Consider the following 22308-nt stretch of genomic DNA (forward strand, 5'->3'; position numbering starts at 1 on the left):
GTGGTTCCTTTTATTTGGTTTGAATCCGTCCCAGCCGGTGCATGGCCAGGCCGGCGCCCACAATGAGCAGACCTCCGGCAAACAGGTGCCAGGAGACCGGTTCCATGAGAAAGACAATGCCCACGACTGCGGCAAACAGGGTTTCGCTGGACATATAGGCCGCACCTTCAAATCCCTTGCAGAAAAAAAATCCCTGGTTCATGAGCAGCTGGGCCGCCACGGACGTGGCAATGATACCTGCCCCCATGGCCCATTCCACAGCAGAGCCCGGAATCACGGGATGCGTGATGCAAAAGGGCAGGGTGGCCAGGGTGCCCATGGTGCAGAAATAAAAATAGATGATGACCGGACCGTTGTGTTCCCGAAGCGTCCGAATGACCGTGACCGTGAATCCGGACAGCACCGCCCCCATGATGGCCATGGCCTGGCCCAGGGCACTGGCGGATAATCGAAAATCGAACAGGATGGCCACCCCGGCCAGCAGAACCCCGATACACACGATCTGAAACCGGTTCACCTGTTCTTTGTAAATAAGAAACCCGAACAGGGCCGCAAACGCCGGATAGGAATAAAACAACACCACGGCCGTGGACATGGGCAGCAGGCGCAGGGCCGACACCACAAAGAAAAATGCCAGAGAACCGGTGCATCCCCTGAGAATGAGCAGCGGGATGTTGTGTCCTTTGAACGGATTTTTTTTGCGGCTGAACACCAGTGTCAATACCAGCATTCCCCCGAAACAGCGGATGAATCCCAGATGCCAGACCGTGTAATGTTCGGGCATGAGTTTGACAATGGTGGACATGAGGGTGAACAGCAATGCCGCAGACAGCATGAACAAAGGACCTGCCGTGCGGGCGTCCATGAGAACGGTTCGGGTCGGGGTGTATGGCATATGTCAGTGGTCCTTGAAGTCCGTGGGTCAATTGATGGTGTAAAATAGACCCGGCATGCCATGTCTGTCAAACAAATTGCGGTGTGGTTGCGGAATTCTTGGATTTTTTGTTGGATACGGCTGAAAAATGGTGGTATGGTTTGGAGAAAAAACAGACAAGGGCCATGGTATAAAAAAACAGCGTATGATAAAAAAAAGCATGGGAAATGCCGGAAAAAACCAGTAGTCTATTGGCCGGATATGGGGTTGCATTGGGGGCCACGGCCCTGTGGTCGGGCAATTTTATTGTGGCAAGAGGATTGAACGACCTGATTCCGCCGGTGAGCCTGGCATTTTACCGGTGGCTGACCGCCGTTCTGGTGTTCGCTCCTTTTGCGATCCAGGGTTTTGCCAAAGACTGGCCCCGGGTGCGGCCGCATATCGGGTATATGGCAGTCACTGCCTTCATCGGGGTGACCTGTTTCAACACGTTCATCTATATTGCCGGACACACCACCACTGCCATGAACCTGTCTTTGATCGCCATCACCTTTCCGGTGTTTGTGGTGCTGATTTCCCGGGTGTTGTTCAAAGAAGTGCTGACCCTTAAAAGAGCTGTGGGAATCGTGGTTGTGCTGACAGGGGTTGTCTGTCTGATCACCCGGGGTGAGGTCGCCCGGCTGCTGGCCATCCGTTTTGTGGCAGGCGATCTGTGGATGCTGGCATCCGCAGTGCTCTTTGCCGTGTTCAGTATTCTGATCAAACACAAGCCGGAGGGCATCCGGCTGTATACGTTTCAGTTCACGCTGTTTTTTATGGGGCTGATCTTTCTGTTGCCTTTTTTTATCTGGGAACAGGTCCGGATGCCTGGATTGTATTTAAATCGATCCACGCTGCCGGCCGTGCTGTATGTGGGGGTTTTTGCATCGCTTTGTGCTTTTTTGCTCTGGAACCGGGCCATTATCACCCTGGGACCATCCCGGGCCGGGATGATATACTACACGATGCCGCTGTTCAGCGGATTGCTGGCATATCTGTTTCTCGGAGAACATATCGGCCTGGTCCATGCCGTCAGTGCGATGCTGATTCTGTCAGGTATCGTTCTGGCCAATCAAACGCCGCAAGGGGTGAAACAATAAAATGGATCTGTCACGGTTTCAATTTAAAAAGTTACAGACACGGCTTCTGATTTCTTTGTTACTCCCGGTGCTGGTCATTGTCCTTTTGGGCGGGGCCGCCAGTTTCTGGTATTCCCGGGGCATCATGCTGGATCAGTGGCAGGAATCGGCTGTGGTCAAGCTGCAGCGGGCGGCCCATTATATTGAAATGCGGGTTTTCAAGCCGGTGGACCTGCTCAATGTCCTGTTTAAGGTATCTGACCGGAAAGATATTGCGATATCTCCGGATCAGGTGGTGGATTATCTGCTGGTCATGGACGGGGTGGTGTCTGCGGCGTATGAGCCGGCTGATCCGGCAACCGCCCCTCCGGCCGCAAGACTGCCCGGCATGGGGAATATGGATCGGATGAACATGGCGGAACATCCCGGCATGCGGTTTTCCCGGTCTCAAATCGCCAGTGTGTCCGGCCCCCGGTATCATGCCGATGAGAAAGGCAGAACCGTGATCATGCAGATTTCTCTGTTCGGGGTGTCGGAAAAACGGCTGGGGGATCTGGTTATCCGGATGGAGTTTGATTTTCTGCTCAAAGATATTCTGGCCCTGGGGTGGTGGCAGAGTGACATGGCCTGTATTGTGGATGAGACCGGTGCCTATATGGCCCATACCAACATGACCATGACGGACCGGAAGACCCTCGGGGGATCCGATGATCCGCTGGAGCAGGCTATTTTTGAAAAAATGAATACCCAGCCCTTCGGCACGGTTTCCCTTAAAGGACATCCGCCGGATCTGATTGCGGGGTTTTACAAACTGGCGCAGGTGCCCTGGACCATTATCATGTTTGCCGACGGCCATAAAATTTTAGGCCCCATCGTGACATACAGAAATGGCCTTGCCCTGGGCGTTTTTGTACTGGCCGCCCTGGTGCTGGTATTGATCCGGTTTCACATGTGCCGGATGGTCAGTCAGATCCAGCAGTTGTCTGAAAAGGCTCAGGCCGTGGCAAAAGGGGATTATGGATCTCCCATCCCGGTGAACAGCCGGGATGAAATCGGGCACCTGGTGGAAAGTTTCAACACCATGGTCGAAGGACTGGAGGAGCGGGACCATATCCGCAACAGCTTTGGCCGGTATGTGGACCCGGATTTTGCCAGGACCCTGATGGCGCACCCGGAGGCCGGTCAGCTGGGAGGGGTCCGGCGGGAAGCCGTCATGCTCATGTCGGATATCAGAGGTTTCACCAACATGTCCGAGACCCTGGAACCTGAGGTGATCGTAGCCATTCTGAACCGGTATTTTTCCCATATGATCGAAATCATCCAGACACACCAGGGCATTATTGTGGATTTTTACGGGGATGCGATCCTGGTGTTTTTTGATCCCCTGGACGAACCGACATCAGACACGGTATTGCGGGCGGTTCATTGTGCATTTGATATGCAGGCCAAAATGCCGGAGGTGAACCGGGAGCTGAAAAAACAAAATCTCCCGGACCTGGCCATGGGCATTGGGATCCATGCCGGTCAGGTGGTGGTGGGCAATATCGGATCAGATGCCCGGGCCAAGTATGGGGTGGTGGGATCGGCCGTCAATATCACCAGCCGGGTCCAGGAACAGGCCCGGAAAAAACAGATTCTGATTTCGGATGCAGTGCTGGACAAAACAACCCGGGACAAGGATTTGCAGGTAAAGTCCTCTTTCCCGGCGGACCTGAAAGGGGTGGACCAAGCCATGACGTTGCATGTGATCGAACCCGCAAAATCTTATAAAACTCTGTGCACCTGATATCAAAGCTCTTTCCGCTTCTGAAAAAGAGGCTTTTGTGGAACAAAAGCTAAAAAATTACATTGACATTTGTCTTTTATGTGCGACAATATACCCATGACATACAGTCTTGAAACAACGCCGCTTTTTGACAAATGGTTTTCAACCAGGGTCAAAGATCTCAAATACAGGGCACGCATTATTTCAAGATTCGACCGCATACAGATGGGTAATCTTGGAGATTACCGGACCCTGGGTGAGGGTCTGTATGAACTGCGATTTTTCTTTGGACCGGGTTTTCGGATTTATTTCACCATCAGGCAGGGAACCATTGTCTTTCTGCTTTGCGGTGGTGATAAATCCAGCCAGTCCAAAGACATTCAAAAAGCCAGGCAAATTATGGAGGATCTATCATGGGTATGACAACCACTAAATGGGATGCCAGCGAATATCTGGACAGCTCGGAAATGATTTGTGAATATTTAAAAGCCACATTGGAAGAGGGGGACACAGATCTGCTGATGGTCGCCATCGGCAATGTGGCAAAGGCCAAAGGAATGACTGAAATTGCACAGAAAGCCGATCTGAACCGGCAAAATCTTTATAAGGCTCTTTCGGGAAATGGCGCACCCAAATTTGATACGGTCGTAAAAGTACTTCAGGCATTTGGTTTGAAATTGACGCTGGCAACGGCGGATGAAACCCTGCCGGCATCGTAAGGGTCGCGATGCACTGAAAAGTGTCGGTGATGCAGCGATCATGGGGCTGTTTTATGGATGGGAGGATAAAATCTGTTCCAGATCCAGATGGCATTTTTTGATTTTGTTGTTTAACGTCGTTCGGGTGATATTCAATAATTTTGCCGCCTCTGTCTTGTTGCCGCCGGTCTGTTTCAATGTCTGTATCAGGGCCATGGCTTCAACTTCATCCAGGGATTTGCCCCCCAGTTCCGGCAGGGGATTTTGGAAAACCTCATCCGGCCGGTAGTTTTTCACCACATCCGCCGGCAGATCTTTTTCTGAAATATACTGCCCCATGGACAGGATCACGGCTCTTTCAACGGCATTTTCAAGTTCCCTGACATTGCTCGGCCATGGATGCTTCATCAGGGCATCCATGGCCACGGGCGTGAATCCCTTGAACAGTTTCCGGTTTTTTTGTGCGTACCGGGTCAGGAAATGCTGGGCCAGCAGGGGAATGTCGTCTGGCCTCTCCTTTAAAGAGGAGATCCTGATATTGATGACGTTCAGGGGGTGGTGGGGTCTTCGGTCAATATCACCAGCCGAATCCAGGAGCAGGCTCGAAAATGGCAGATTCTGATTTCGGATGCCGTGCTGGACAAAATCGCCGAAGGGGTGGATTTGCAGGTGCAGTCTTCTTTTCCGGCAGACCTGAAAGGGGTGGATCAAGCTATGACATTGCATGTGATCGAACCGGCAAAACCTGTATAAAGCCCTGCCTGATGTGGCTTTTCCTCCCCTTCCCGCTCTGGTATATCCCCCCGCCGAGCCTTATGCCGGGAGCAAATCCTTTGCCCATTCCGGCAAGTGATCTGCTTTTGATTCGTAATTTCCGGCCTTCATCACAATGATCTGTTTGAATGGATTCTCTTTGGAGGAATTGTCCAGGATTCTCGCTTCATCCACTATGGACAATGCTGTTTTTATGTGTTGCAGCGTTCTGGGTATCCGGGAGTGAATCTTATCTATCGGGACACGATGCCCTCCCTCTGAGATACGCTGTTTCACACGGGCTTCATTCAAACGTGAATCAAATAAATGGATATATACAAGAATGATCGTATAGCCATTGGCTTTAGCCCGGGCAAGAAAATCAATTTTTGAGTCATGGGAAAAAACCGTTTCAAAGCAGAAAGATATGCCTTGAGAGATCAAATCCTCTCTGATTTGACCTGCCAGGGTTGCCGCATGATAGCTGACCACTTCCGGGTTCTCGGGATTCAAATCCCTGGCGATCAGATCGGCATTCACAAACGGGATGCCGTATCCGGCAAGATACAAATGATAAAGGGTTGATTTGCCGGCCCCATTTCCGCCGGCCAGCACCCAGAGCTGTCTTGGATCCGCCATCAGAGTGCCCTGAACTCACCGCGTTCGAATGAACCGGTCTGCCTTTCTCCGGTGACAGAATTGACCCGATCCAAATAACCGGGATGTTCAGCGCTTGCCTCATAAAATATTGCCGCAGTCGTCACTTTTCCGGCCAAAAGCCCTTTGGTCCGGTCGTTTTCAAGCTGATTGAAGATATCGTCTGAATCAATTGAAATCGATTGAACAGAGGGTGGTCCTTTCAGTTTAATGGTTTTGATGCCTTGCGACACGGCAACGGCATCTGAAATACTTAATTTTGATGAAACCGCTTTGCCCAGTATCGCCCAGTACTCAAGCTGTTTGGTCTTTGACCGGTTCTGAATTCTGGCCTCACGCTCCGCCTGTAACGCCAGATCCCGGTCAATTCTTAAAGATACCGTGGTCATCATCGCCCCCTGTTCCTGATTCATTTATCATCATATTGATGCATTCTGCTACAAAATACTATTGATTTCAGGGTGTGTCAATGGAATTGACGTCTCTGCAAAGTTTCTGTCTTTGCAAAATCGGTGATCAGCAGCCGGCTGTTACGTCAGCATGCGCCTCCGCTCCACCCACAAAAGGATCCGGGCGGGTTGAATCAGGGTCAGCAGCCAGGACAGGATTGCAAAGAGATCGGGCCTGGCTCGGACATCGTTCCAATGCCATTTGCCGAAAATGGCAGCGTTGCCAAATTCGGCAAATGCCGATTTATTCCGAGGCCTCACAGTTGCACAGGTGGCTGAGGATGCACCGCAGCCACCCGAGACCGACTGATTCTTCCGGGGGAAGCCGGATGAAAAAATCTCGGCCCAGATAAAGATCGTCCTGATTGCCGTACCGGATAAAAAATACCGCGACCATTTTTCACCCCACCCATGGGCGCACAAGGTGCAGCAGACCAAAATGCCCTCATGTTCAAATACTGTGTGAATGACCGGAAAATACATGGTTTCCTGTATTAATATCACAAATTGGGTTGTGTATGATGGGGATGTTTGGTTGATACAGCATGTGGTTGTCGCTGTAACCGAACTAAAATGTAATCAGTACCAGCCAGGGCGAATGTTGACAGCAAAGAAGTAAGAAAATCAAATAAAAATAAGGAGCAAAGCATGAAGAGAAAATCTTTATTGATGAACGTATTGGTTGCAATCGCAGTTTTGGCGGTATCCGGTTTCATTGGGGTCCAAAGCAGTATGGCTGTAGAGGAGCACCACCAATCGGGCGCCGCGGAAAAAATGCCGACTTCAATGGAATCCTCCGGCTCCGGCAAGATGTCGGGTTCTGCATCCGGCGACGGCCCCGGTATGATGGGCATGATGGCCGGACCGGATGACGCGGGCGGTCAGGGGATGATGGGCATGATGGACCAAGGCATGATGCGCATGATGATGTCGCATATGATGGGCGGGCCCGGCGGCATGGGAAAAATGATGGGGAAAATGGGTGCTGGAATGAAAGGTCCTGGCGGCGGTCCCCGCGGGATGGCTCAGATGGCCCGCATGCTGGAGGAGCTGAACCTGACGCCCGAGCAGTGGGACCAGGTGCGCGGCCTGGCACGGGAACGATTGGAGAAAATGGCGGATCTTTGGGCGCAGCGCATGAAACTGCAAATCGAGCTGGCCGGCCAGCGCTGGGACCAACAGGTCAACCCCCAGCAAGTAAAAGAAGCGTTTGTTAAGGAAGCTGAAGCCAAGGCCGAGATGTTTCTGACGAGCTTGGATTACCTTCGCAAACTCAAAGGTGTCCTCAATCAGGAACAACTCAAAAAACTGGATGCTCAGGGATTATAAGCAGCCGCCCTTGCATCGAAAATCCATGGCCTTTAAGAAGGTAAAAGCGCTGTCGGAACGAACAGCGGAGCTGCGCTCCAAATTGGACCGGAAACACGACGAGTATCTGATCCAGTGTCGACAGGCGTTTGGAGACCGCGGCTGGGCTTGTCCGGGCGGTGGTCGATGGGGATATTGAGATTCAAATCAAGGTTCAGGGGAAGAAAAAATGAACGTTGCGCTTGCAGTAACGCGGTCATGCCCCCATTGCCCGATTATAGAGGCGGAGCTGAAAAAATTGGGGATTCCCTATTCCATCCGGTACATGGAAGATGACGTCGAGCTCCAGAATAAACACAACATAAAGGGGTCACCGAATATCCTGGTGGATGGTGAACTGGTTTTCAACGGTATAGACCAGGGTATGCTTCTGGATGCTTCCGGGCATACCAAAATGGCTGTGGGGCACCAGTTTCATTTCGGTCAGCATGGCCAGCATTCTGGATACGGCAAAAATGCTGGCCAGCATGCCGCCGGCGGTGGTCATTATGGCAATGGGCTGAACAATGACGTTACATGGCAGCATCGTTCCAATTTTATCCTCAACCTGCAGCGCTTTGAAAGCAAAGGGCGGATTGCAAGCCCCCAGAATTCGATATTTTTTAAAATCCACATCAAGTTTCTTTTTTAATGTAGCCTTGACGTCGATATTGGGCAGGTGATTTTTTCTGAAAATACGAACCGGTAGAAACGGCATGCTCTCTTTTGAGCCCAATACAGACCCGCTTTTTTGTCAACTGCCCAATATTTAGACACACCCATCCTGTCTGTATAAAATTTATACAGACAGGATGGGTGTGTCATATTAATTTTTTTCTCTTGTTCATGTTTTTTCAGTATGCAGTTATAAATATAACCTCCTGTTCTAAATAATCATTTCTTCTTGAATCCTGAAGTTTTTTGTCATGGAAAACCACTGTGGCACACCCGTTGCAATTCATAAAAATAACGGTGATGCAGCGATCATTAAACAATCGTCATCAATATCGGTAACCATACATGAAAAAGGAGAAAAAAATGAAGAAGACAATAATGTTCATCATCTTAGGGGTGGCTGCAATCGGTTTTTCCATGAACGCGTACGCAATGATGGGAGGTGGCCGGACCCAGTCCGGTCAGACGCAGCATATGTATGACAGCAGCCAGAGAAATCATGGGGATCAGGAATATCGCAACAACGGCAAAGAATCGTATCGCTTTGACCATGGCGCTCATATGGATAGTGACGGCAGGTATAGACAGGAGCATTTTATGGATGATGATTCCTTTTACCATAATGACAGCCATCCGATCGATCATGGGGACAATGGATATGACGGCCGCAATACACAAGACATGCATGACAATGGCCCGCAAGGCCATTAGTTCATAACCAGGGCTTCAGGGCCTAAAATGATTTTAAAGGTAAATTTAAGGAGGGAAAAATGGTTGTTTTCAGAAAAAACGCTGCAATGATGAATAACACATTGAAGGTTGTGATGATTGCGTTAATGGTTGTGATCTGGGCAGCTGGCATGGCTCAGGCAGGGTACAAATTTAAAATCAATGAAGCGGTTAAAGGAGAGATTGGTTTCTGGACCCAGGCCTGGTATCAATATGCGGAAAATGCCAGTGACGGCAATGGAGACGGCGTGCTTGATACCGATGTCAATGATTTTATGATACGAAGGGCCTATTTCAGCATCAGCGGCGAGGCCACGCCCTATCTGGGATTTTTCACACATATTGCTGCCGACCGCATCGGTCAGGATAATCTGGATGATTCATCACTGGGCCTTGGCAGCGGTGTCGCATTCAGAGATATTTGGATCACACTGAAACCATCTGATATGCTGAATGTTCAGGTGGGGCGGATGTATATTCCGTTTACGCGAAATTATGGCACTACCTCGACCAAGGCGCTGCTGACAACCGATCTGGACTGGACCCAGGGCGGTATCAGGGGCAATATTTTTTACCCCAGCAAGGTTGGCCGCGATGACGGTGTCACTTTTTGGGGCAATCTGATGGCGGGGAAGTTCCAATATCGGTTCATGGTCGGCGAAGGGGTGGAGAACACCACCCAGAATCCGGATGATAACCTGAGGTTTGCCGGAAGGGTCAGTTTCAACCTGTTTGATCCTGAGACAGGCTGGTTCAATCAGGGCACCTATCTGGGAAAGAAACAGATTCTTGCATTGGGCCTGGGTGCTGATACGCAAGAACTTGAATTTGGTGCCGGAACCGATGATTATTTTGCCTGGACAGCGGATATCCACTATGACCAGCCTTACAGTAACGGGGGGGCCCTGACTGCCGAAGCCGCCTACATCAATATTGAAAATGGTGTGAACAGTATAAAATACAGCCAGTTTGCATCGGGAGATGACGGGTCGATTGTCTCACTGAAAGCAGGGTATCTTTTCCCCGGCCGGATCGGAGTAGGACAGGTACAGCCTTTTGCCCACTATGAACTTATAGATGTGGATGAAACAAACAAAGACGATACACAGGTATATGGTCTGGGATTGAATTATTTTTTCAAGGGACATGCCAATAAATTGAGCATTGATCTTTCATCAGTTGATCAGGGAACAGCAACGACATCTGTACAGGATCATCTGATTTTCACAATCCAGCTGGCAGCCGGATTCTAAAGTCCATTTTAACAGCGGCCTGCTATAAGCGGGCCGCTGTTAAAGGTTTTATCTAAAAAAACAGATTTTAATAATGCGGGGATCTCTCCGAAAAGAAGGAAAATAACATGTCACAACCTACAAAAAACAATATCGTAAAAAAAAGTGTCAGGCCGGTTATCATTTTACTGGTTCTGGTCATTCTGGCTGTTTTGGTAACATCGTGTGCCGGACCCTGGAACAGGGGGGGGCATCATCACTATATGAATGACATGGGGCTCAGTCAGGACGGGGGGATAAAATATGGTCAAGATCAAGATGGTATTTTTTAATTTTGTTGTTCAACGTTGTTCGGGTGATGTGCAGTAACTTTGCCGCCTCGGTCTTATTCCCCCCGGTCTGCTTCAGGGTCTCTGTCAAGGCCATGGTTTCAATGTCATCCAGGGATCTGCCGCCGAGCTCAGGCAGGGAATTTGCAGGATCGTGATTCGGTCTGTAGTTTTCCATCACAGTCCCCGGCAGGTCTTTTTCCGAGATATATTGTCCCATGGACAGGATAACCGCCCTTTCAACGGTGTTTTCAAGTTCTCTGACATTGCCGGGCCATGGATGTTTTATCATGGCATCCATGGCCACGGGCGTAAATCCTTTGAACGGTTTTCTGTTTTTTTGCGAGTACCGGGTTAAAAAATGCTGCGCCAGCATAGGAATATCATCGGTTCTCTCCTTTAAGGAGGGAATCCTGATATTGATGACGTTCAGGCGGTAAAACAGATCTTCTCGGAACCGGCCGTCCTTCATTTCCTGTTCCAGGTGTTTGTTGGTGGCCACAATGATCCTGACATCAATGCGGATCGGTCTGTCACTACCGACCCGTTGAATCTCTCTTTCCTGGATGGCTCTCAGCAGTTTTACCTGCATGGACAAAGGGATTTCCCCTATTTCATCTAAAAAAATGGTGCCTTTGTCTGCATGGAGAAACAGACCGTCCCGTTTTTTGTCCGCGCCGGTAAACGCGCCTTTTTCATGGCCGAACAATTCCGACTCCAGCAGGGTTTCATTCAACGCGGCACAGTTCACGGAGATCAGCTGGTTTTTGTTTCGGGTGCTGTGATCATGGATGGCTTTGGCAAACAGTTCTTTTCCGGTTCCGCTTTCCCCTGAAATCAGAATGGTGGCATCGGTGGGGGCGGCAATTTTGGCTGTTTCCATTACGTGCTTCATGGCAGAGCTGGATCCGATGATGCGGGAAAATCCGGTGTCAGATGATAGCTTTTTTTTCAGGTCCGCGTTTTCACGGGTCAGCTGCAGATGGCTCATGGCCCGGTCAATGGTGATTTTCAGGTCATCAAAATTCAAGGGTTTTGTCAGATAGTCATAGGCACCCAGCTTCATGGCTTCCACAGCCTTGTCCACCGAGGAATAGGCGGTCATGATGATGATGGGAATGGCCGGATTGAACGTCTTGATTTTTTCGAGGGCTTCCATTCCTCCGATATTTGCCATTCGGACATCCATGAGCACCAGATCATAGGGGGTCTGCTTCACTCCGCTGATGGCATCTTCTCCATCAACAGCGCTGTCAATCGTATGCCCCAGGCTTTTTAAAACGGTTTGAAGCATGGACAGGTGTGCCGTGTCATCATCGACGATCAGGATGTTGCCTTTCATGGTACTTTCCTCTGTTGTTTTTTAAGCGGTATCGAAACAAAAAACGTGGTTCCCTTTCCCGGTGCACTCTCAAGCCAGATCGCGCCGTTATGGCCTTCGACGATTTTGTGGACAATGGCCAGTCCCAGACCGGTTCCCTTTTTTTTGGTGGTATAATAGGGATTGAATACCGCGGGCTGGTCTTCGGGTGAAATCCCTTCCCCAGTATCTGAGACGGCAAAAAGAACGGCATCTCTTTTCATACTGACATCAACTGTCAGGTCTCCGCCATGTTTCATGGACTGGATGGCATTAATATAAAGATTGAGCAAAACCTGGCTGAACCGGTCCGGATCGAGATGGAGTTCAGGAAGCCGGACGTCGATTTTTTCCTTCACCCGGATGCCGGCGCTTTGGGCCTCATGCCGGATAATGCGCAGTGAATTTTTGATCAACAGCTCCGGCGGTGTGGGACGTAACTGCAAATCAGCCGGCCGGGCGAATTCGAGTAGTTCCGATATGACCCGGTCCACCCGGTCAATTTCTTCAACCATTAACTGCGCGGCTTTCCGATTGTCACTGCCCGCTTCGAACAGGCTGCCGAAAAAACCGGCATATCCCTTGATGGAACTTAAGGGGTTCCTGACTTCGTGTGCAATGCCTGAAGCCAGAGTTCCCAGCGCGGCAAGCCTTTCTTTTCTTCTGATTTTCAGCTCCAGGGCCCGGATCTGGCTCAAATCTTTTAAAATAAAGAGAAATCCTAAGAACTCACCGGCCTGGTCGAATATATTTGTAACCATCATGGAAATGGGGGTTGGGCCTGAGTTTTCAGAGTTGACAACGATCTCTTTTTCCAGGCCTTTTCCGTGGGCATCGGCAATCTTATGCAGATGCCAGATCTCTTCGGGAAGAACTTCATCGGCTGTCTTGTCAGTTACCGCAGAAATATTGATTCCAAGAAGAGAACAGGCCGTATCATTCATATACCGGATGTGCCGGCGCTTATCCACAATGATGATTCCCATGGGAAGGCTGGCAATGGTTTCAGCGGCAAAAGCCCTTGTGTCCTGCAGCAGCCGGTGGGAACGGATGACCTTGCGGGACCAGAACAAAGAAATAATCCCGGCCAGTCCCACGAGAAAAACAATGGTGATCATCACAATGTTGTGTTGCAGGTCCTCGGTAACAGCCTGTTCAAACGGGCGAACATCCATGCCAATGAACATCACGGGCCTGTTTTCAGCATCAAGGGCCGAGGGCATGGGCAACGCCTGTATTTTATCCGGCGGTCTTTGTTTTTCTGCAACTTGCAAAGATGTGGAAAAAAGTGTTTTGTATACTTCGAAATACCTTGTATCGTTTTGTTTATCAACAATCCGCCACTGCGGACCGTCAGGTTCTGTCACAGGGTTATTAAGTGCCGTGTCACTGATCTGTGTGCCGATCATTTTCCGATCGTTATGGGCCAGTGGAAACAGCGGGATAAAAATCAGCCGAAATCACCGTTCAAAAACCAGCCACCCCCTACGATAGACACACCTGTCCGTGTCCGGCTCAAACCAGATTCAAAAGAGCGTGTGTTCAGGCCTGAGTAAAAGCCTGCCTATATTTTCAGTTTGTGCCGATGATTACCTTTTTCGATAACTGTCCCCTTCCATTATAAGGATCTCAGAGTTGTAGACGAGGCGGTCGGCAATCGCTGTGGCAACAGTGGTTCCGTCAAAGATGTCTCCCCAGCGGGCAAACGGCAGGTTGGTCGTTATGATGGTGGACCTTTTCCCATGCCGGCCGCTGATGACCTGGAAAAACAGGTTTGATCCCTGTCTGCCCAGCGGAAGGTAACCGATTTCGTCACAGACTAAAAGTTCCTGTGATTGATAAAATTGAAGCTTTTTGAGCATGGTGTGATCATTTTCAGCTGCCACCAGCTGATTGATCATGTCCATGGCGGTTGTAAAAAGGGTTTTTATTCCATTCTGAGTGGCAGCATACGCAAAGCACTTGGATAAAAAAGTCTTCCCAGTCCCGGGGTTTCCGATCAGTATAATGTCTTTTTTTTCCTGGATAAATCCAAGATCCAGCAGGTTCAATATCCGGATTTTCTGCTTTTGGCGCGATTCATGATGGACAAAATCAAATTGATCGATGGTGGGTTTTTCTTCCAGTTTTGATTGTTTGAACCGCAGATCAATCCTGGCTTTTTTCCTGTTTTCGATCTCAATCTCCAGCAGGCGGTCAATGACCTGGAGGGGAGTCAGATTTTTCTGGGCACTTTGCTCCAGAACAGCGGGCAGGTTCAGTGCACAGTTTTTCAGTCGAAGTGATTTGAACTTATCAATGACGGTTTCCATCATGTTTTCCTTTTTCGGGTTGATACTTAAAACCTGCTTTAATCAATATCTCTTCCAAAATTATCCCGACTTCACCTCTGCGTTTGAGTTCATCGAGCATCCATTTCTGGATTCGGGCATTCACATGAACGCGCAAAAGATGTGATGGCAATCTGGGTTTTGGTTTTCCTCTATATCCGCCGCGCATGTCTCCACCTTTTAAAACAGAAAGTTCCGATATCCTTGCGGTTCAAGGGTTATAGATAATCGTCCTACGCTTTACAAAAAAACAGGCTATTTTTTCCTCCGTGAAAGGGCCAGCGCATCGTATTCAGCCAGATTGGGCTGTGGCAGCCGGATCTGGTTCAGATCTTCGTTCTTCAATTCCACTGGACGATGGCGGACGGCGCGTGCCATTTCCTGGTGAAGGATGTTTTCAACATATTCAGATCCATACAGCTTATGGGCCAGCGCTTTTCTGAGCGCATATATCAACGATGATGCCCCGTATTTGTCCTGCAGTTGCAGCAGATGAGACACCGTTTTTTTCAACGGTTGTGAGGCATCGGTGAGTTTTTCCAGGTAGTCCACGGCTTCCTGGCCCAGGGACATGAAGACCATCATCTGCCTGTCCATCAGTATGCGTTTTCTGAGTTTCCGGACCTGTTCCTTGTGTGCCGGCAAATCGATACGCAGATTTTTTTCCCATTTGCGTGTATGGGCCGCCACCTGTTTTTCCTTGTAGTAGATGGATATGGTCCGGCTGTCTGCTTTCAGGATGACCGATTTCCCCACCAGCCGGGGCGGGACCGTATAAACATTGGTATCAAAACGGACGCCGAAGTCTTTGTATACTCTGAGAGTTTCTGTTTCACGATAATCGGGCAGCGGGTCCGGCAATGGGTTCAGGGCATCTTTGACAAATCGGTCCACCGGTTTTTCCCCGGTGGTCTGATGCACCCTTTGGTTGGCGGTGGTATCCAGCCATGCCAGGACCTGGTGGTTCACATCATCCAAATCTGTAAATTTTCTTAACGGCCAGAAGTTGTTGCGAAGATACCGGATACTGTTTTCCACCTTCCCTTTTTCATGGGGCGCTCTGACATTGCAGGCCTTGGGTGTAATGCCAAAGTGCCGCAAAAAGTCCAGAAAGGCTTCGTTGAAGCGGATCATGCTGCCCACACGCTCGATCACGGCTGTGACCATATTGTCCACGACCAGTTCCCCTGGCGTGCCCCCAAAATACAAAAACGCAGCAACCAGGCACCGATGAAGGGTTGCCTGGTTCTGGCTGTGGGTGAACACCACAAAAAGCATTCGACTGTGAGACTCGATCACTGCCAGGGCATACAGCTTTCTTGAACTTTTGCCATATGTAAGGCTGCCAAAATGACCCCAGTCAATCTGGAACTGTTCACCGGGCCGGGACTCAAAACGGATAAAGGCCTGTTTTTTGTCGTGCCTTATCTGTTTGAGATAATCTCTGACGATGGTGATTTCGCCGGTAAACCCTTTGACCCGGATATGCTGCAAGACCACGGGTGCCTTTATCTGTGGATAGTCATTTACCATCTCCCGGATCAGATCCCTGTATGGATCCAGCTTTGACACCCGGCCCGGTTTTTTTTGACAGGTGATATCCGGTTGTTCAAGATATTTTTTGACGCTTCCCCTGTCCAGTCCAAGCTGCCTGGCAATCTGCCGGATGGAAAACTGCATGTTGTTCAACCGGTGAATTTCAAAAACGGTCCGCTTGTCTATCATCTGGCTGCCCTCCCTGACGTTTTGTGAACATTTGCCGGCAGGGAAAGGACCTGGAACAACGTGCCGTCATATGTGATCAGATCCTTATGGATCAGGCAACTTCTGGCAAAAAGATAATCCTCTTCCACCAGACCCAGAATGGAACAGATGCTCCGGTCACTGTAAAACGATAACCCGTGCTTGTCCGAAGCCAGGACCAGAAATACATAAAGCGCCAGTTCATGACGGGTCAATGATTGTAAAAAGCCACCTGTCAGAAACCGGTGGGGAATAAAACAAAAACTTTTATCTATGCTGCGGATCCGACCTGGAGACAATATTTTTTTCCGTATCATGACACCCTCCTTCAAAAAAGGTTTTTGATCCGGGTGTAGCATAAAAAAATATCTCCTGTCCCCGAGTCCATCTTTGCAATTATCCGGGATCGCCCGGTATGGCTGCGATAAAAATTTTTACCGCGTCCATCTTTGCAATCATCGGAACCAGCCAGAACTCACCAGAAAGCCCGTTTATCAAGGATTTTCTCGCGTCCATCTTTGCAATACCGACATGACGCGACGTATCCAGACCCTTGTCAGTTCGAGCTTTTGCCCTGTTCCTGATTCGCTGGAAAATACGGTTTCTGGCAGCTTTTTCCGGATTTCGGGAACGATAGTCTTTCCAGTAATTCGGAGTGTTCGCCAGCCATTTATTGTTGGACAGTTTCTGGCTTTGTGCATATTCGGGGTCGGTTGCCAGTTTTTGCCTTTGCCATGATGCCTTTCTGGCACGCTGGCAGGCTGGTGTGGAGCAGTGGGTCTGAAGCTTGTTTCTCGGAATAAAAAAAGTACTGCACCCCAGGCAGGGGATAGGTTCCATGGTCCCTCCCAAAAACCGTTACAAGGCGAATTAAATGGAGGGAATTATATTTGATTATAAAATCAGTTAACGGAATTAAAAAATCAGTGGCTGGATCACAACCCTTGAAATTGGATGGGAAAAAATCCCTGAAAATGGCTGGGAATTAAATCGCTGGTCCCAGGCCAGTATCTTTCCTGAGACGTCCACCAAAAAAAGATATGTGATATCAGGGTGGGAAGCCGTTTTTTCCACTAACCTCTGCAAGGCGGCCTGATTGCTCAGCATCCCCGCTTTGACGTCGGTTTCAAAAGATTTTATGAATACAGCACCTTTTTCTTTTAAATGGTTGCCCACATGCTCTTTCTCGCGATTGTACATCATTATGGTCTGAAAAATGATAATCACCATGAGCACAAAACTGATGCAGATGGTGATCCATGGGGAGGCAGAAACCACGAATCGGTTTGTTTTATTAAAATTCATTGGTTACGTTTTCCCAAAGATGATTAAAAATTTACCAAAGCCATTTGAAGTTGTGTCCAATTATTAATCATCTCACCTGATTTTGCAACCCTGCTGTGTTGACTCCAGGGTGAATTCAATTTTTAAAGAATTATAGTATAAATTCAGTCAATTATGACTGATATTGGATGGCCCTGCATTGATTTGATTTTTTAAAACCACGAAGAGCACGAAGGGTAAGAAGGAAGGGTTTCTTCGTGTTCTTCGTGTGCTTCGTGGTAAAATAATCTGGCACGATCATTGCTGTTTATATTTTTCGACCGAGAAAAATAACAGATCAGGAGATGAATATGTGGGGCTGCAATTATATTGGTTCAGGCATGGGACACTGGGTTTTCGGCGGCGGAATCATCGGATTTGGTATTACCGTATTAATACTTGCCCTGATTGGTCTTGTCTTCATCCAATTATATAAATCCGGTAAAAACCGCACACAATACTCAGATACAATGGATTCTCTGAAAATTTTGAAAACACGGTTTGCCAGAGGGGAGATCACGGAGCAGGAATACCGGAAAATGCGGGACATTCTCTGCAAGAATGGTACATCCAAATGATACATTCAGGTGACGGCGGGTTGTTATGGAAATCAAAAAAATAAAAAAACACAGAACACTGCAGGGCAAACTCATTATTCTGTTGCTGTTACCGGTGTTTTTAATTATATTTTCCGGAGGGGCCTTAAGTTTTTTATATACCCGCACCGCCCTGATAAATCAATGGAATGAATCCGCGGTGTTGAAACTTCAGCGGGCCGCTCATTACATTGAGATGCGGCTTTTAAAGCCGGTTGAATTAATTGAAACATTGTTCCAGGTTTCCCGTGAAAAACAGATCCCCCTCTCCCTTGATGAGGTTGCTGCATACCTGGAAACCATCGAAGGTGTTCTGGCGGTCGGTGTCAGAAAAGACACCGGCTTGCAAGCGCCTGCAGCTCACAATCATGGTGCAATGATGGCGTTCGGGGGCATGACACAATTTCGCCACACCCGCATTCTGGACGTGTCCCAGCCGGTATACGATACAGATGCCGGGCATAACGCCGTCATTATGTCAGTAACATTGGTTGATTCAGCAGGCAGCGGCAATGGTCGTATAGAAATCAAGATGAGTTTCAACTATCTGCTCAAGGATATTATTCAACTGGGGTGGTGGCAGAGCGACATGGCCTGCATTGTGGATAAAGCCGGCAAATACATGGCCCATACCAATATGACCATGAAAGGCCGGCATTACCTGGGCGGAGAAAATGATCCCCTGGAACAGGCGATTTTACAGGAAATGAAAACCGCTGTGTCCGGTACTGTGCAGTCCCCCGGTTATCCCCCGGCAATGGTGGCCGGGTTTTATAAGCTGGAACAGGTCCCCTGGACCATTATCCTTTTTGCAAAAGGGAAAAACATTTTAAAACCCATTACCAATTACAGAAATGCGTTTGTTTTCGGCAGCGGCGTGTTGATTTTTCTTATCCTGCTGCTCATCAGGCAGCATGTGGGTAAAATTGTTCATCAGATAAAAACCCTGTCAAAAAATGCCCGGAAAATTGCCAGAGGGGAATATGGAGAACCTGTCAAGGCAAACAGCAAAGATGAGATCGGACAGCTGGTGGAAATATATAATGACATGGTCACAGGATTGAAAGAACGCGATTTTATCAGGGATTCCTTTGGCCGGTATGTGGATCCGGAATTTGCCAAACTTCTGCTGCAGCATCCGGATGCCGGCAATTTGGGCGGGCAGCGGCGGGAAGTCGTTTTAATGATGTCGGATATCAGGGGATTCACACCGCTTTCAGAAACATTGAGTCCTGAAATAATCATTCGGATTCTGAATCAGTATTTTTCCCACATGATAAAAATCATCCAGGACCACGACGGTATTATCGTCGATTTTTTCGGCGACTCCATCCTGGTGTTTTTTGATCCTGTCACAGGGACGATAGAAGACAAGGTTTTTTGCGCCGTTCAATGCGCATCCCGGATGCAGTCTGAAATGGCGGCATTCAATGAAAAAATGCGCCTCCAGCAGATGCCCGGGCTGGACATGGGCATCGGCATCAACGCAGGACAGGTGGTGGTCGGAAATATCGGGTCAGAGACCCGGAGCAAATACGGGGTTGTGGGTTCTGCCGTGAATATTACCAGCCGGATTCAGGCCAAGGCACAAAAAAAAGAGATCCTTATCTCTGAATCGGTTTATGCGTATGTCAGGGACCAGGTCGACATCACTAAAAAATTTACTGCAAAGTTGAAAGGTGTGGAAGGATTAACAACACTTCGTGCAATAGACACTATTTATGCGTTAGGGAAAAAACCATGAAACTTTTTTTAATCCGATCGGTTTTTCTGTGTTTTGGTATCCTGGTGTTGTGTCAGAACAACGCCCGGGCAGGAGAACAAGAAGATCTGACAAAACTGGACTCCAGCCTGTCAACGACCATAAGATTGTCAGATCTGCTTACCTATGCCTATTTGTCCAGTCCGGCCATCACTGCGTCCAAAAAATCCTGGCAGGCGTTTATTGAAAATTACAGGGTCGGCAAAAGCTACCCGGATCCCCAGCTGGCCGCCACCTATTTTCCCCGGCCCATTGAAACACGGCTTGGCCCCCAGGACTGGAGCCTGACCCTTTCCCAGGTGATTCCCTTTCCAGGCACCCTGTCCCAAAAGGCCCGGGTGCTGGAGGCAGATGTTGCAATCTCCAGACTCAAGGTGGACAAGGCCGTTAAAACCATTGTCACTGAGGTGTCTTTGGCATTTTACGAACTGGTGTATATCCAGAAAGCCATGGCAGTGGCACAGGCCAACCTGGACTTGAATCACCAGATGCTGCAGATCAGCGAAAACGCCTATGCAGATGACAAAGCCCTGTTTTACGATGTATCCAAAGCCCGTTCCCAGACCGCCCAGATACAATATGATATCCTGCTGTTAAAGGAGCTGGAAAAAACACAAAAAACAACCCTCAACACCCTGTTGAACCGTCCCCCCACGGCATTGCTGGGACATGCGGCAGGCACCCTGCCACAAAAAGTGGTGTATTCTCTGGATGAGGTGTATGAACTTGCCATGCTGCACCAGGAAGATATCCTCATGGCTGAGGAAAAGGTGCACAAATCAGAACAGGCCATACAGCTGACACGGCTTGAAACCCTGCCTTCATTCAAGCTGGGCCTGTTTTATGCCGGTATTGGTGATCCGGATGTGCCAAATCCGCCGCCCGATGCAGGTGACGATGCCGTGGGGGTGCAGTTCGGCATGAACATTCCCTTGTGGTCTGGAAAAAATAAAAGCCGGACCGCACAGGCTTTGGCAGAAAAACAAAAAGCACAGGCCCAGAAAACCGAGGCCGCCAACAGGGTCAAGGCCGGGATCAGCCGCCTGTGGTTCAAGCTGGAAAATGCCGAACGGCTGATAACCCTGTATGAAAAAGACCTGCTTCCCCAGGCGGTCTCTTCCGTACAGACGGCAGAAACCTGGTTCAAACAGGGCCAGGGCAGTTTTGCCGATTTTCTGGAAATCCAGGCAACTGCCTACAATTTTCAATTGTCTCTGGAACGGGCCAAAACAGATTATGCCAAGACCCTGGTGCTGCTTGAGCAGGCAGCCGGTGCTGTCCTGGATGCGAAAACCGGGCAGAATACAGGAGAAAAAAAGCCATGAAAATAAAGATTTTTACCCTGACAATACCGGTGCTTTTCTTTGCTTCTGTCTGCTTTGCAGATTATGGCGCCATGAAAAAAGAACTGGAAAACTATACCCCCCAAGACAGTTTTGCCATCAGACAATCACCTGATATCGCCGTGCAGAAAACACCTTCCCATACGGCTGTTCCTTTTCCTGCCGGATCACAGATTCCTGACAGATCACAGATACACCATCTCAAGCAGGGGTATGAAAAACAGATATATGGGCCCAATGGCGATGCCGCAGCAATGGGGGTGGATGAAAAAATTTTTGCACAGGTATCTCAAGCAGGCGATGACCCAAAAGCTTTTGCCGCGCTCCTTGCGCAGAAGATCGATCTCAAAGAGATAAAAGCCATTGCCGCCTTGAGAAATACAGATATCAAGGCGGCCCGAAAAAAGGTCCTGGCAGAGATCCAGTCCTTTGACCAGGTCACGCACCTAGATGACAGCCTGCAGCAGTATGCGGCATTCACCGCTGCACTCAACAACCGGGTCGGACCTTTGAAAACAAAAAATTCCATCAGGGCAGGACATCCGTTTCCCGGCCTTGTTGCACTCAAGGGCCGCGTCATCCAAAGCCAGGTGGACATGTTGATGGAGCAGATGAAAATTGCCGGCAAACAGGTGCGCCAGGATGTTGAAAATGCTTATTGGGAGCTTGCGTATACCACCCGGTCCATCCGGATCATCCATGAGACCATGGCCGCATTCGACCGCCTTCTGGATGTGGCTGTATCCCTGTATAAAAGCGGCAGAACCAGTTACCAGGATGTGATCAAGGTCACCATAAAAATAGAAGAACTCAAAGAAGAGCGGGTTTCGCTGGAAAATGAAGCAGACAATGTAAAAATCCGGCTGTTTGAACTGATGAACCTTCCGGCAGATACCAGGATGGGTCCGGTGAAAACAGCGCCCCTGCCTGAAACAATTTCCCCGCCTGAAAAATTGGTCTCCCTTGCCAGGGAACACCGCCAGGAACTGGCCGCCATCCGGTTTCAGATCAGCAAACTGCAATCCATGCTTGAGATGGCTGAATCCATGAAGCAGTCATCGTTTACTTTAGGGTTGTCCTATTTTGTGGCTGACCGGAAACCCCTATTTTAGGATTTTCCGAGGCCGATGCCTGACATAATTTCCAATTAATGTTTTTCCTGCTATCACAAACCTGGCAAAGTGCTTCAATATTTGTCGTTTTTTAACGACTTTCCCATTTTTTG

26 protein-coding genes and 1 pseudogene are annotated in these 22308 nt (G+C 49.1%); 12 read left to right on the forward strand and 15 right to left on the reverse strand.

What is annotated here, in order from left to right; all coding sequences use genetic code 11:
* Window positions 1-10: 10 nt before the first annotated feature.
* Window positions 11-895 (reverse strand): DMT family transporter, encoded by an 885-nt coding sequence (locus DPO_RS07940; protein ID WP_006965288.1) that lies wholly within the window; start codon window positions 893-895, stop codon window positions 11-13.
* Window positions 896-1101: 206 nt separating this feature from the next.
* On the opposite strand from DPO_RS07940, the gene DPO_RS07945 reads away from it, so the two are divergent.
* From DPO_RS07945 to DPO_RS07960, 4 genes are all read left to right on the forward strand, one after another.
* Window positions 1102-2013 (forward strand): DMT family transporter, encoded by a 912-nt coding sequence (locus DPO_RS07945; protein WP_006965289.1) that lies wholly within the window; start codon window positions 1102-1104, stop codon window positions 2011-2013.
* 1 nt (window position 2014) lies between these two features.
* Entirely contained in the window at window positions 2015-3778 is a 1764-nt protein-coding gene (locus DPO_RS23840) for an adenylate/guanylate cyclase domain-containing protein (RefSeq protein WP_006965290.1), read from the forward strand.
* A gap of 96 nt (window positions 3779-3874) precedes the next feature.
* Window positions 3875-4180 (forward strand): type II toxin-antitoxin system RelE/ParE family toxin, encoded by a 306-nt coding sequence (locus DPO_RS07955; protein ID WP_024334226.1) that lies wholly within the window; start codon window positions 3875-3877, stop codon window positions 4178-4180.
* Complete coding sequence (locus DPO_RS07960) at window positions 4177-4476, forward strand: addiction module antidote protein (protein WP_236609926.1); 300 nt, start codon at window positions 4177-4179, stop codon at window positions 4474-4476. The genes DPO_RS07955 and DPO_RS07960 overlap by 4 nt, the downstream gene beginning before the upstream one ends.
* Window positions 4477-4527: 51 nt before the next feature.
* Here the strand turns inward: DPO_RS07960 and DPO_RS07965 are convergent, their stop codons facing one another.
* From DPO_RS07965 to DPO_RS25515, 4 genes are all read right to left on the reverse strand, one after another.
* Window positions 4528-5181, reverse strand: coding sequence for an AAA-type ATPase lid domain-containing protein (locus tag DPO_RS07965; RefSeq protein ID WP_006965293.1), 654 nt, complete (start codon window positions 5179-5181; stop codon window positions 4528-4530).
* An 87-nt stretch (window positions 5182-5268) separates the two neighbouring features.
* Window positions 5269-5847 carry a zeta toxin family protein gene (locus DPO_RS07970; protein ID WP_006965294.1) on the reverse strand — a complete coding sequence of 193 codons (579 nt, stop codon included), beginning with the start codon at window positions 5845-5847 and terminating at the stop codon, window positions 5269-5271.
* Window positions 5847-6278, reverse strand: a complete 432-nt coding sequence (locus DPO_RS07975) for a ParD-like family protein (RefSeq protein ID WP_236609927.1) — start codon at window positions 6276-6278, stop codon at window positions 5847-5849. Before DPO_RS07975 ends, DPO_RS07970 begins: the two co-directional genes overlap by 1 nt.
* Before the next feature lie 280 nt (window positions 6279-6558).
* Window positions 6559-6711, reverse strand: coding sequence for a hypothetical protein (locus DPO_RS25515; RefSeq protein WP_160166903.1), 153 nt, complete (start codon window positions 6709-6711; stop codon window positions 6559-6561).
* A 251-nt stretch (window positions 6712-6962) separates the two neighbouring features.
* Here DPO_RS25515 and DPO_RS23845 point away from each other — a divergent pair, with 251 nt between their 5' ends.
* Window positions 6963-7643, forward strand: a complete 681-nt coding sequence (locus DPO_RS23845; protein ID WP_006965297.1) for a hypothetical protein — start codon at window positions 6963-6965, stop codon at window positions 7641-7643.
* A 32-nt stretch (window positions 7644-7675) separates the two neighbouring features.
* On the opposite strand, the gene DPO_RS25670 is transcribed toward DPO_RS23845, so the two are convergent.
* Window positions 7676-7882 carry a hypothetical protein gene (locus DPO_RS25670; protein WP_169432908.1) on the reverse strand — a complete coding sequence of 69 codons (207 nt, stop codon included), beginning with the start codon at window positions 7880-7882 and terminating at the stop codon, window positions 7676-7678.
* On the opposite strand from DPO_RS25670, the pseudogene DPO_RS26720 reads away from it, so the two are divergent.
* Window positions 7852-7974: pseudogene (locus DPO_RS26720) on the forward strand (hypothetical protein); the annotation flags it as partial. The gene DPO_RS25670 and the pseudogene DPO_RS26720 overlap by 31 nt on opposite strands.
* A gap of 18 nt (window positions 7975-7992) precedes the next feature.
* Here DPO_RS26720 and DPO_RS25830 read toward each other — a convergent pair.
* Entirely contained in the window at window positions 7993-8379 is a 387-nt protein-coding gene (locus DPO_RS25830; RefSeq protein ID WP_006965298.1) for a DUF302 domain-containing protein, read from the reverse strand.
* A gap of 320 nt (window positions 8380-8699) precedes the next feature.
* On the opposite strand from DPO_RS25830, the gene DPO_RS08000 reads away from it, so the two are divergent.
* Together DPO_RS08000 and DPO_RS08005 are read left to right on the forward strand one after the other, a co-directional pair.
* The gene (locus tag DPO_RS08000) at window positions 8700-9047 is read left to right on the forward strand and encodes a hypothetical protein (RefSeq protein WP_006965299.1); all 348 of its coding nucleotides are present in this window, start codon (window positions 8700-8702) and stop codon (window positions 9045-9047) included.
* A 113-nt stretch (window positions 9048-9160) separates the two neighbouring features.
* The gene (locus DPO_RS08005; RefSeq protein ID WP_160166904.1) at window positions 9161-10318 is read left to right on the forward strand and encodes a porin; all 1158 of its coding nucleotides are present in this window, start codon (window positions 9161-9163) and stop codon (window positions 10316-10318) included.
* A 258-nt stretch (window positions 10319-10576) separates the two neighbouring features.
* Here the strand turns inward: DPO_RS08005 and DPO_RS08010 are convergent, their stop codons facing one another.
* The 8 genes from DPO_RS08010 to DPO_RS08040 form a co-directional block, all read right to left on the reverse strand.
* On the reverse strand, window positions 10577-11968 hold the full coding sequence (locus DPO_RS08010; protein ID WP_006965302.1) for a sigma-54-dependent transcriptional regulator: 1392 nt from the start codon (window positions 11966-11968) through the stop codon (window positions 10577-10579).
* Window positions 11965-13209, reverse strand: a complete 1245-nt coding sequence (locus DPO_RS08015) for a two-component system sensor histidine kinase NtrB (RefSeq protein WP_006965303.1) — start codon at window positions 13207-13209, stop codon at window positions 11965-11967. The genes DPO_RS08010 and DPO_RS08015 overlap by 4 nt, the downstream gene beginning before the upstream one ends.
* A gap of 366 nt (window positions 13210-13575) precedes the next feature.
* Entirely contained in the window at window positions 13576-14301 is a 726-nt protein-coding gene (gene istB / locus DPO_RS08020) for an IS21-like element helper ATPase IstB (RefSeq protein ID WP_152427609.1), read from the reverse strand.
* Window positions 14282-14485 carry a hypothetical protein gene (locus tag DPO_RS24525; protein WP_083912015.1) on the reverse strand — a complete coding sequence of 68 codons (204 nt, stop codon included), beginning with the start codon at window positions 14483-14485 and terminating at the stop codon, window positions 14282-14284. Before DPO_RS24525 ends, istB begins: the two co-directional genes overlap by 20 nt.
* A gap of 86 nt (window positions 14486-14571) precedes the next feature.
* Window positions 14572-16041: an IS21 family transposase gene (istA, locus tag DPO_RS08025; protein WP_006965305.1), complete on the reverse strand. Its 1470-nt coding sequence runs from the start codon at window positions 16039-16041 to the stop codon at window positions 14572-14574.
* Complete coding sequence (locus tag DPO_RS08030) at window positions 16038-16376, reverse strand: hypothetical protein (RefSeq protein WP_006965306.1); 339 nt, start codon at window positions 16374-16376, stop codon at window positions 16038-16040. The genes istA and DPO_RS08030 overlap by 4 nt, the downstream gene beginning before the upstream one ends.
* Before the next feature lie 79 nt (window positions 16377-16455).
* On the reverse strand, window positions 16456-16899 hold the full coding sequence (locus tag DPO_RS23850) for a hypothetical protein (protein ID WP_006965307.1): 444 nt from the start codon (window positions 16897-16899) through the stop codon (window positions 16456-16458).
* A 75-nt stretch (window positions 16900-16974) separates the two neighbouring features.
* A complete protein-coding gene (locus DPO_RS08040) occupies window positions 16975-17289 on the reverse strand; it encodes a hypothetical protein (protein ID WP_152427610.1) in 315 nt (104 codons plus the stop codon).
* Between the two features lie 563 nt (window positions 17290-17852).
* On the opposite strand from DPO_RS08040, the gene DPO_RS26725 reads away from it, so the two are divergent.
* The 4 genes from DPO_RS26725 to DPO_RS08060 are packed head-to-tail and all read left to right on the forward strand — an operon-like array spanning window position 17853 to window position 22195.
* Window positions 17853-17960: an SHOCT domain-containing protein gene (locus DPO_RS26725; RefSeq protein ID WP_353740170.1), complete on the forward strand. Its 108-nt coding sequence runs from the start codon at window positions 17853-17855 to the stop codon at window positions 17958-17960.
* Window positions 17961-17985: 25 nt separating this feature from the next.
* The gene (locus tag DPO_RS23855; RefSeq protein WP_006965310.1) at window positions 17986-19722 is read left to right on the forward strand and encodes an adenylate/guanylate cyclase domain-containing protein; all 1737 of its coding nucleotides are present in this window, start codon (window positions 17986-17988) and stop codon (window positions 19720-19722) included.
* Window positions 19719-21065, forward strand: coding sequence for a TolC family protein (locus DPO_RS08055; RefSeq protein ID WP_006965311.1), 1347 nt, complete (start codon window positions 19719-19721; stop codon window positions 21063-21065). Before DPO_RS23855 ends, DPO_RS08055 begins: the two co-directional genes overlap by 4 nt.
* A complete protein-coding gene (locus DPO_RS08060) occupies window positions 21062-22195 on the forward strand; it encodes a TolC family protein (RefSeq protein WP_006965312.1) in 1134 nt (377 codons plus the stop codon). Before DPO_RS08055 ends, DPO_RS08060 begins: the two co-directional genes overlap by 4 nt.
* Window positions 22196-22308: the final 113 nt, after the last annotated feature.

The organism is Desulfotignum phosphitoxidans DSM 13687 (genome assembly GCF_000350545.1).
Lineage (GTDB): Bacteria > Desulfobacterota > Desulfobacteria > Desulfobacterales > Desulfobacteraceae > Desulfotignum > Desulfotignum phosphitoxidans.

What these genes read in the sequence shown, in the direction of transcription:
- DPO_RS07940 (WP_006965288.1), bottom strand. Translation starts at nt 895, where the DNA reads ATGCCATACACCCCGACCCGAACCGTTCTCATGGACGCCCGCACGGCA.
- DPO_RS07945 (WP_006965289.1), top strand. Translation starts at nt 1,102, where the DNA reads ATGCCGGAAAAAACCAGTAGTCTATTGGCCGGATATGGGGTTGCATTG.
- DPO_RS23840 (WP_006965290.1), top strand. Translation starts at nt 2,015, where the DNA reads ATGGATCTGTCACGGTTTCAATTTAAAAAGTTACAGACACGGCTTCTG.
- DPO_RS07955 (WP_024334226.1), top strand. Translation starts at nt 3,875, where the DNA reads ATGACATACAGTCTTGAAACAACGCCGCTTTTTGACAAATGGTTTTCA.
- DPO_RS07960 (WP_236609926.1), top strand. Translation starts at nt 4,177, where the DNA reads ATGACAACCACTAAATGGGATGCCAGCGAATATCTGGACAGCTCGGAA.
- DPO_RS07965 (WP_006965293.1), bottom strand. Translation starts at nt 5,181, where the DNA reads ATGCAATGTCATAGCTTGATCCACCCCTTTCAGGTCTGCCGGAAAAGA.
- DPO_RS07970 (WP_006965294.1), bottom strand. Translation starts at nt 5,847, where the DNA reads ATGGCGGATCCAAGACAGCTCTGGGTGCTGGCCGGCGGAAATGGGGCC.
- DPO_RS07975 (WP_236609927.1), bottom strand. Translation starts at nt 6,278, where the DNA reads ATGAATCAGGAACAGGGGGCGATGATGACCACGGTATCTTTAAGAATT.
- DPO_RS25515 (WP_160166903.1), bottom strand. Translation starts at nt 6,711, where the DNA reads ATGGTCGCGGTATTTTTTATCCGGTACGGCAATCAGGACGATCTTTAT.
- DPO_RS23845 (WP_006965297.1), top strand. Translation starts at nt 6,963, where the DNA reads ATGAAGAGAAAATCTTTATTGATGAACGTATTGGTTGCAATCGCAGTT.
- DPO_RS25670 (WP_169432908.1), bottom strand. Translation starts at nt 7,882, where the DNA reads ATGACCGCGTTACTGCAAGCGCAACGTTCATTTTTTCTTCCCCTGAAC.
- DPO_RS25830 (WP_006965298.1), bottom strand. Translation starts at nt 8,379, where the DNA reads ATGCCGTTTCTACCGGTTCGTATTTTCAGAAAAAATCACCTGCCCAAT.
- DPO_RS08000 (WP_006965299.1), top strand. Translation starts at nt 8,700, where the DNA reads ATGAAGAAGACAATAATGTTCATCATCTTAGGGGTGGCTGCAATCGGT.
- DPO_RS08005 (WP_160166904.1), top strand. Translation starts at nt 9,161, where the DNA reads ATGATTGCGTTAATGGTTGTGATCTGGGCAGCTGGCATGGCTCAGGCA.
- DPO_RS08010 (WP_006965302.1), bottom strand. Translation starts at nt 11,968, where the DNA reads ATGAAAGGCAACATCCTGATCGTCGATGATGACACGGCACACCTGTCC.
- DPO_RS08015 (WP_006965303.1), bottom strand. Translation starts at nt 13,209, where the DNA reads ATGCCCTCGGCCCTTGATGCTGAAAACAGGCCCGTGATGTTCATTGGC.
- istB (WP_152427609.1), bottom strand. Translation starts at nt 14,301, where the DNA reads ATGATGGAAACCGTCATTGATAAGTTCAAATCACTTCGACTGAAAAAC.
- DPO_RS24525 (WP_083912015.1), bottom strand. Translation starts at nt 14,485, where the DNA reads ATGCGCGGCGGATATAGAGGAAAACCAAAACCCAGATTGCCATCACAT.
- istA (WP_006965305.1), bottom strand. Translation starts at nt 16,041, where the DNA reads ATGATAGACAAGCGGACCGTTTTTGAAATTCACCGGTTGAACAACATG.
- DPO_RS08030 (WP_006965306.1), bottom strand. Translation starts at nt 16,376, where the DNA reads ATGATACGGAAAAAAATATTGTCTCCAGGTCGGATCCGCAGCATAGAT.
- DPO_RS23850 (WP_006965307.1), bottom strand. Translation starts at nt 16,899, where the DNA reads ATGGAACCTATCCCCTGCCTGGGGTGCAGTACTTTTTTTATTCCGAGA.
- DPO_RS08040 (WP_152427610.1), bottom strand. Translation starts at nt 17,289, where the DNA reads ATGGTGATTATCATTTTTCAGACCATAATGATGTACAATCGCGAGAAA.
- DPO_RS26725 (WP_353740170.1), top strand. Translation starts at nt 17,853, where the DNA reads ATGGATTCTCTGAAAATTTTGAAAACACGGTTTGCCAGAGGGGAGATC.
- DPO_RS23855 (WP_006965310.1), top strand. Translation starts at nt 17,986, where the DNA reads ATGGAAATCAAAAAAATAAAAAAACACAGAACACTGCAGGGCAAACTC.
- DPO_RS08055 (WP_006965311.1), top strand. Translation starts at nt 19,719, where the DNA reads ATGAAACTTTTTTTAATCCGATCGGTTTTTCTGTGTTTTGGTATCCTG.
- DPO_RS08060 (WP_006965312.1), top strand. Translation starts at nt 21,062, where the DNA reads ATGAAAATAAAGATTTTTACCCTGACAATACCGGTGCTTTTCTTTGCT.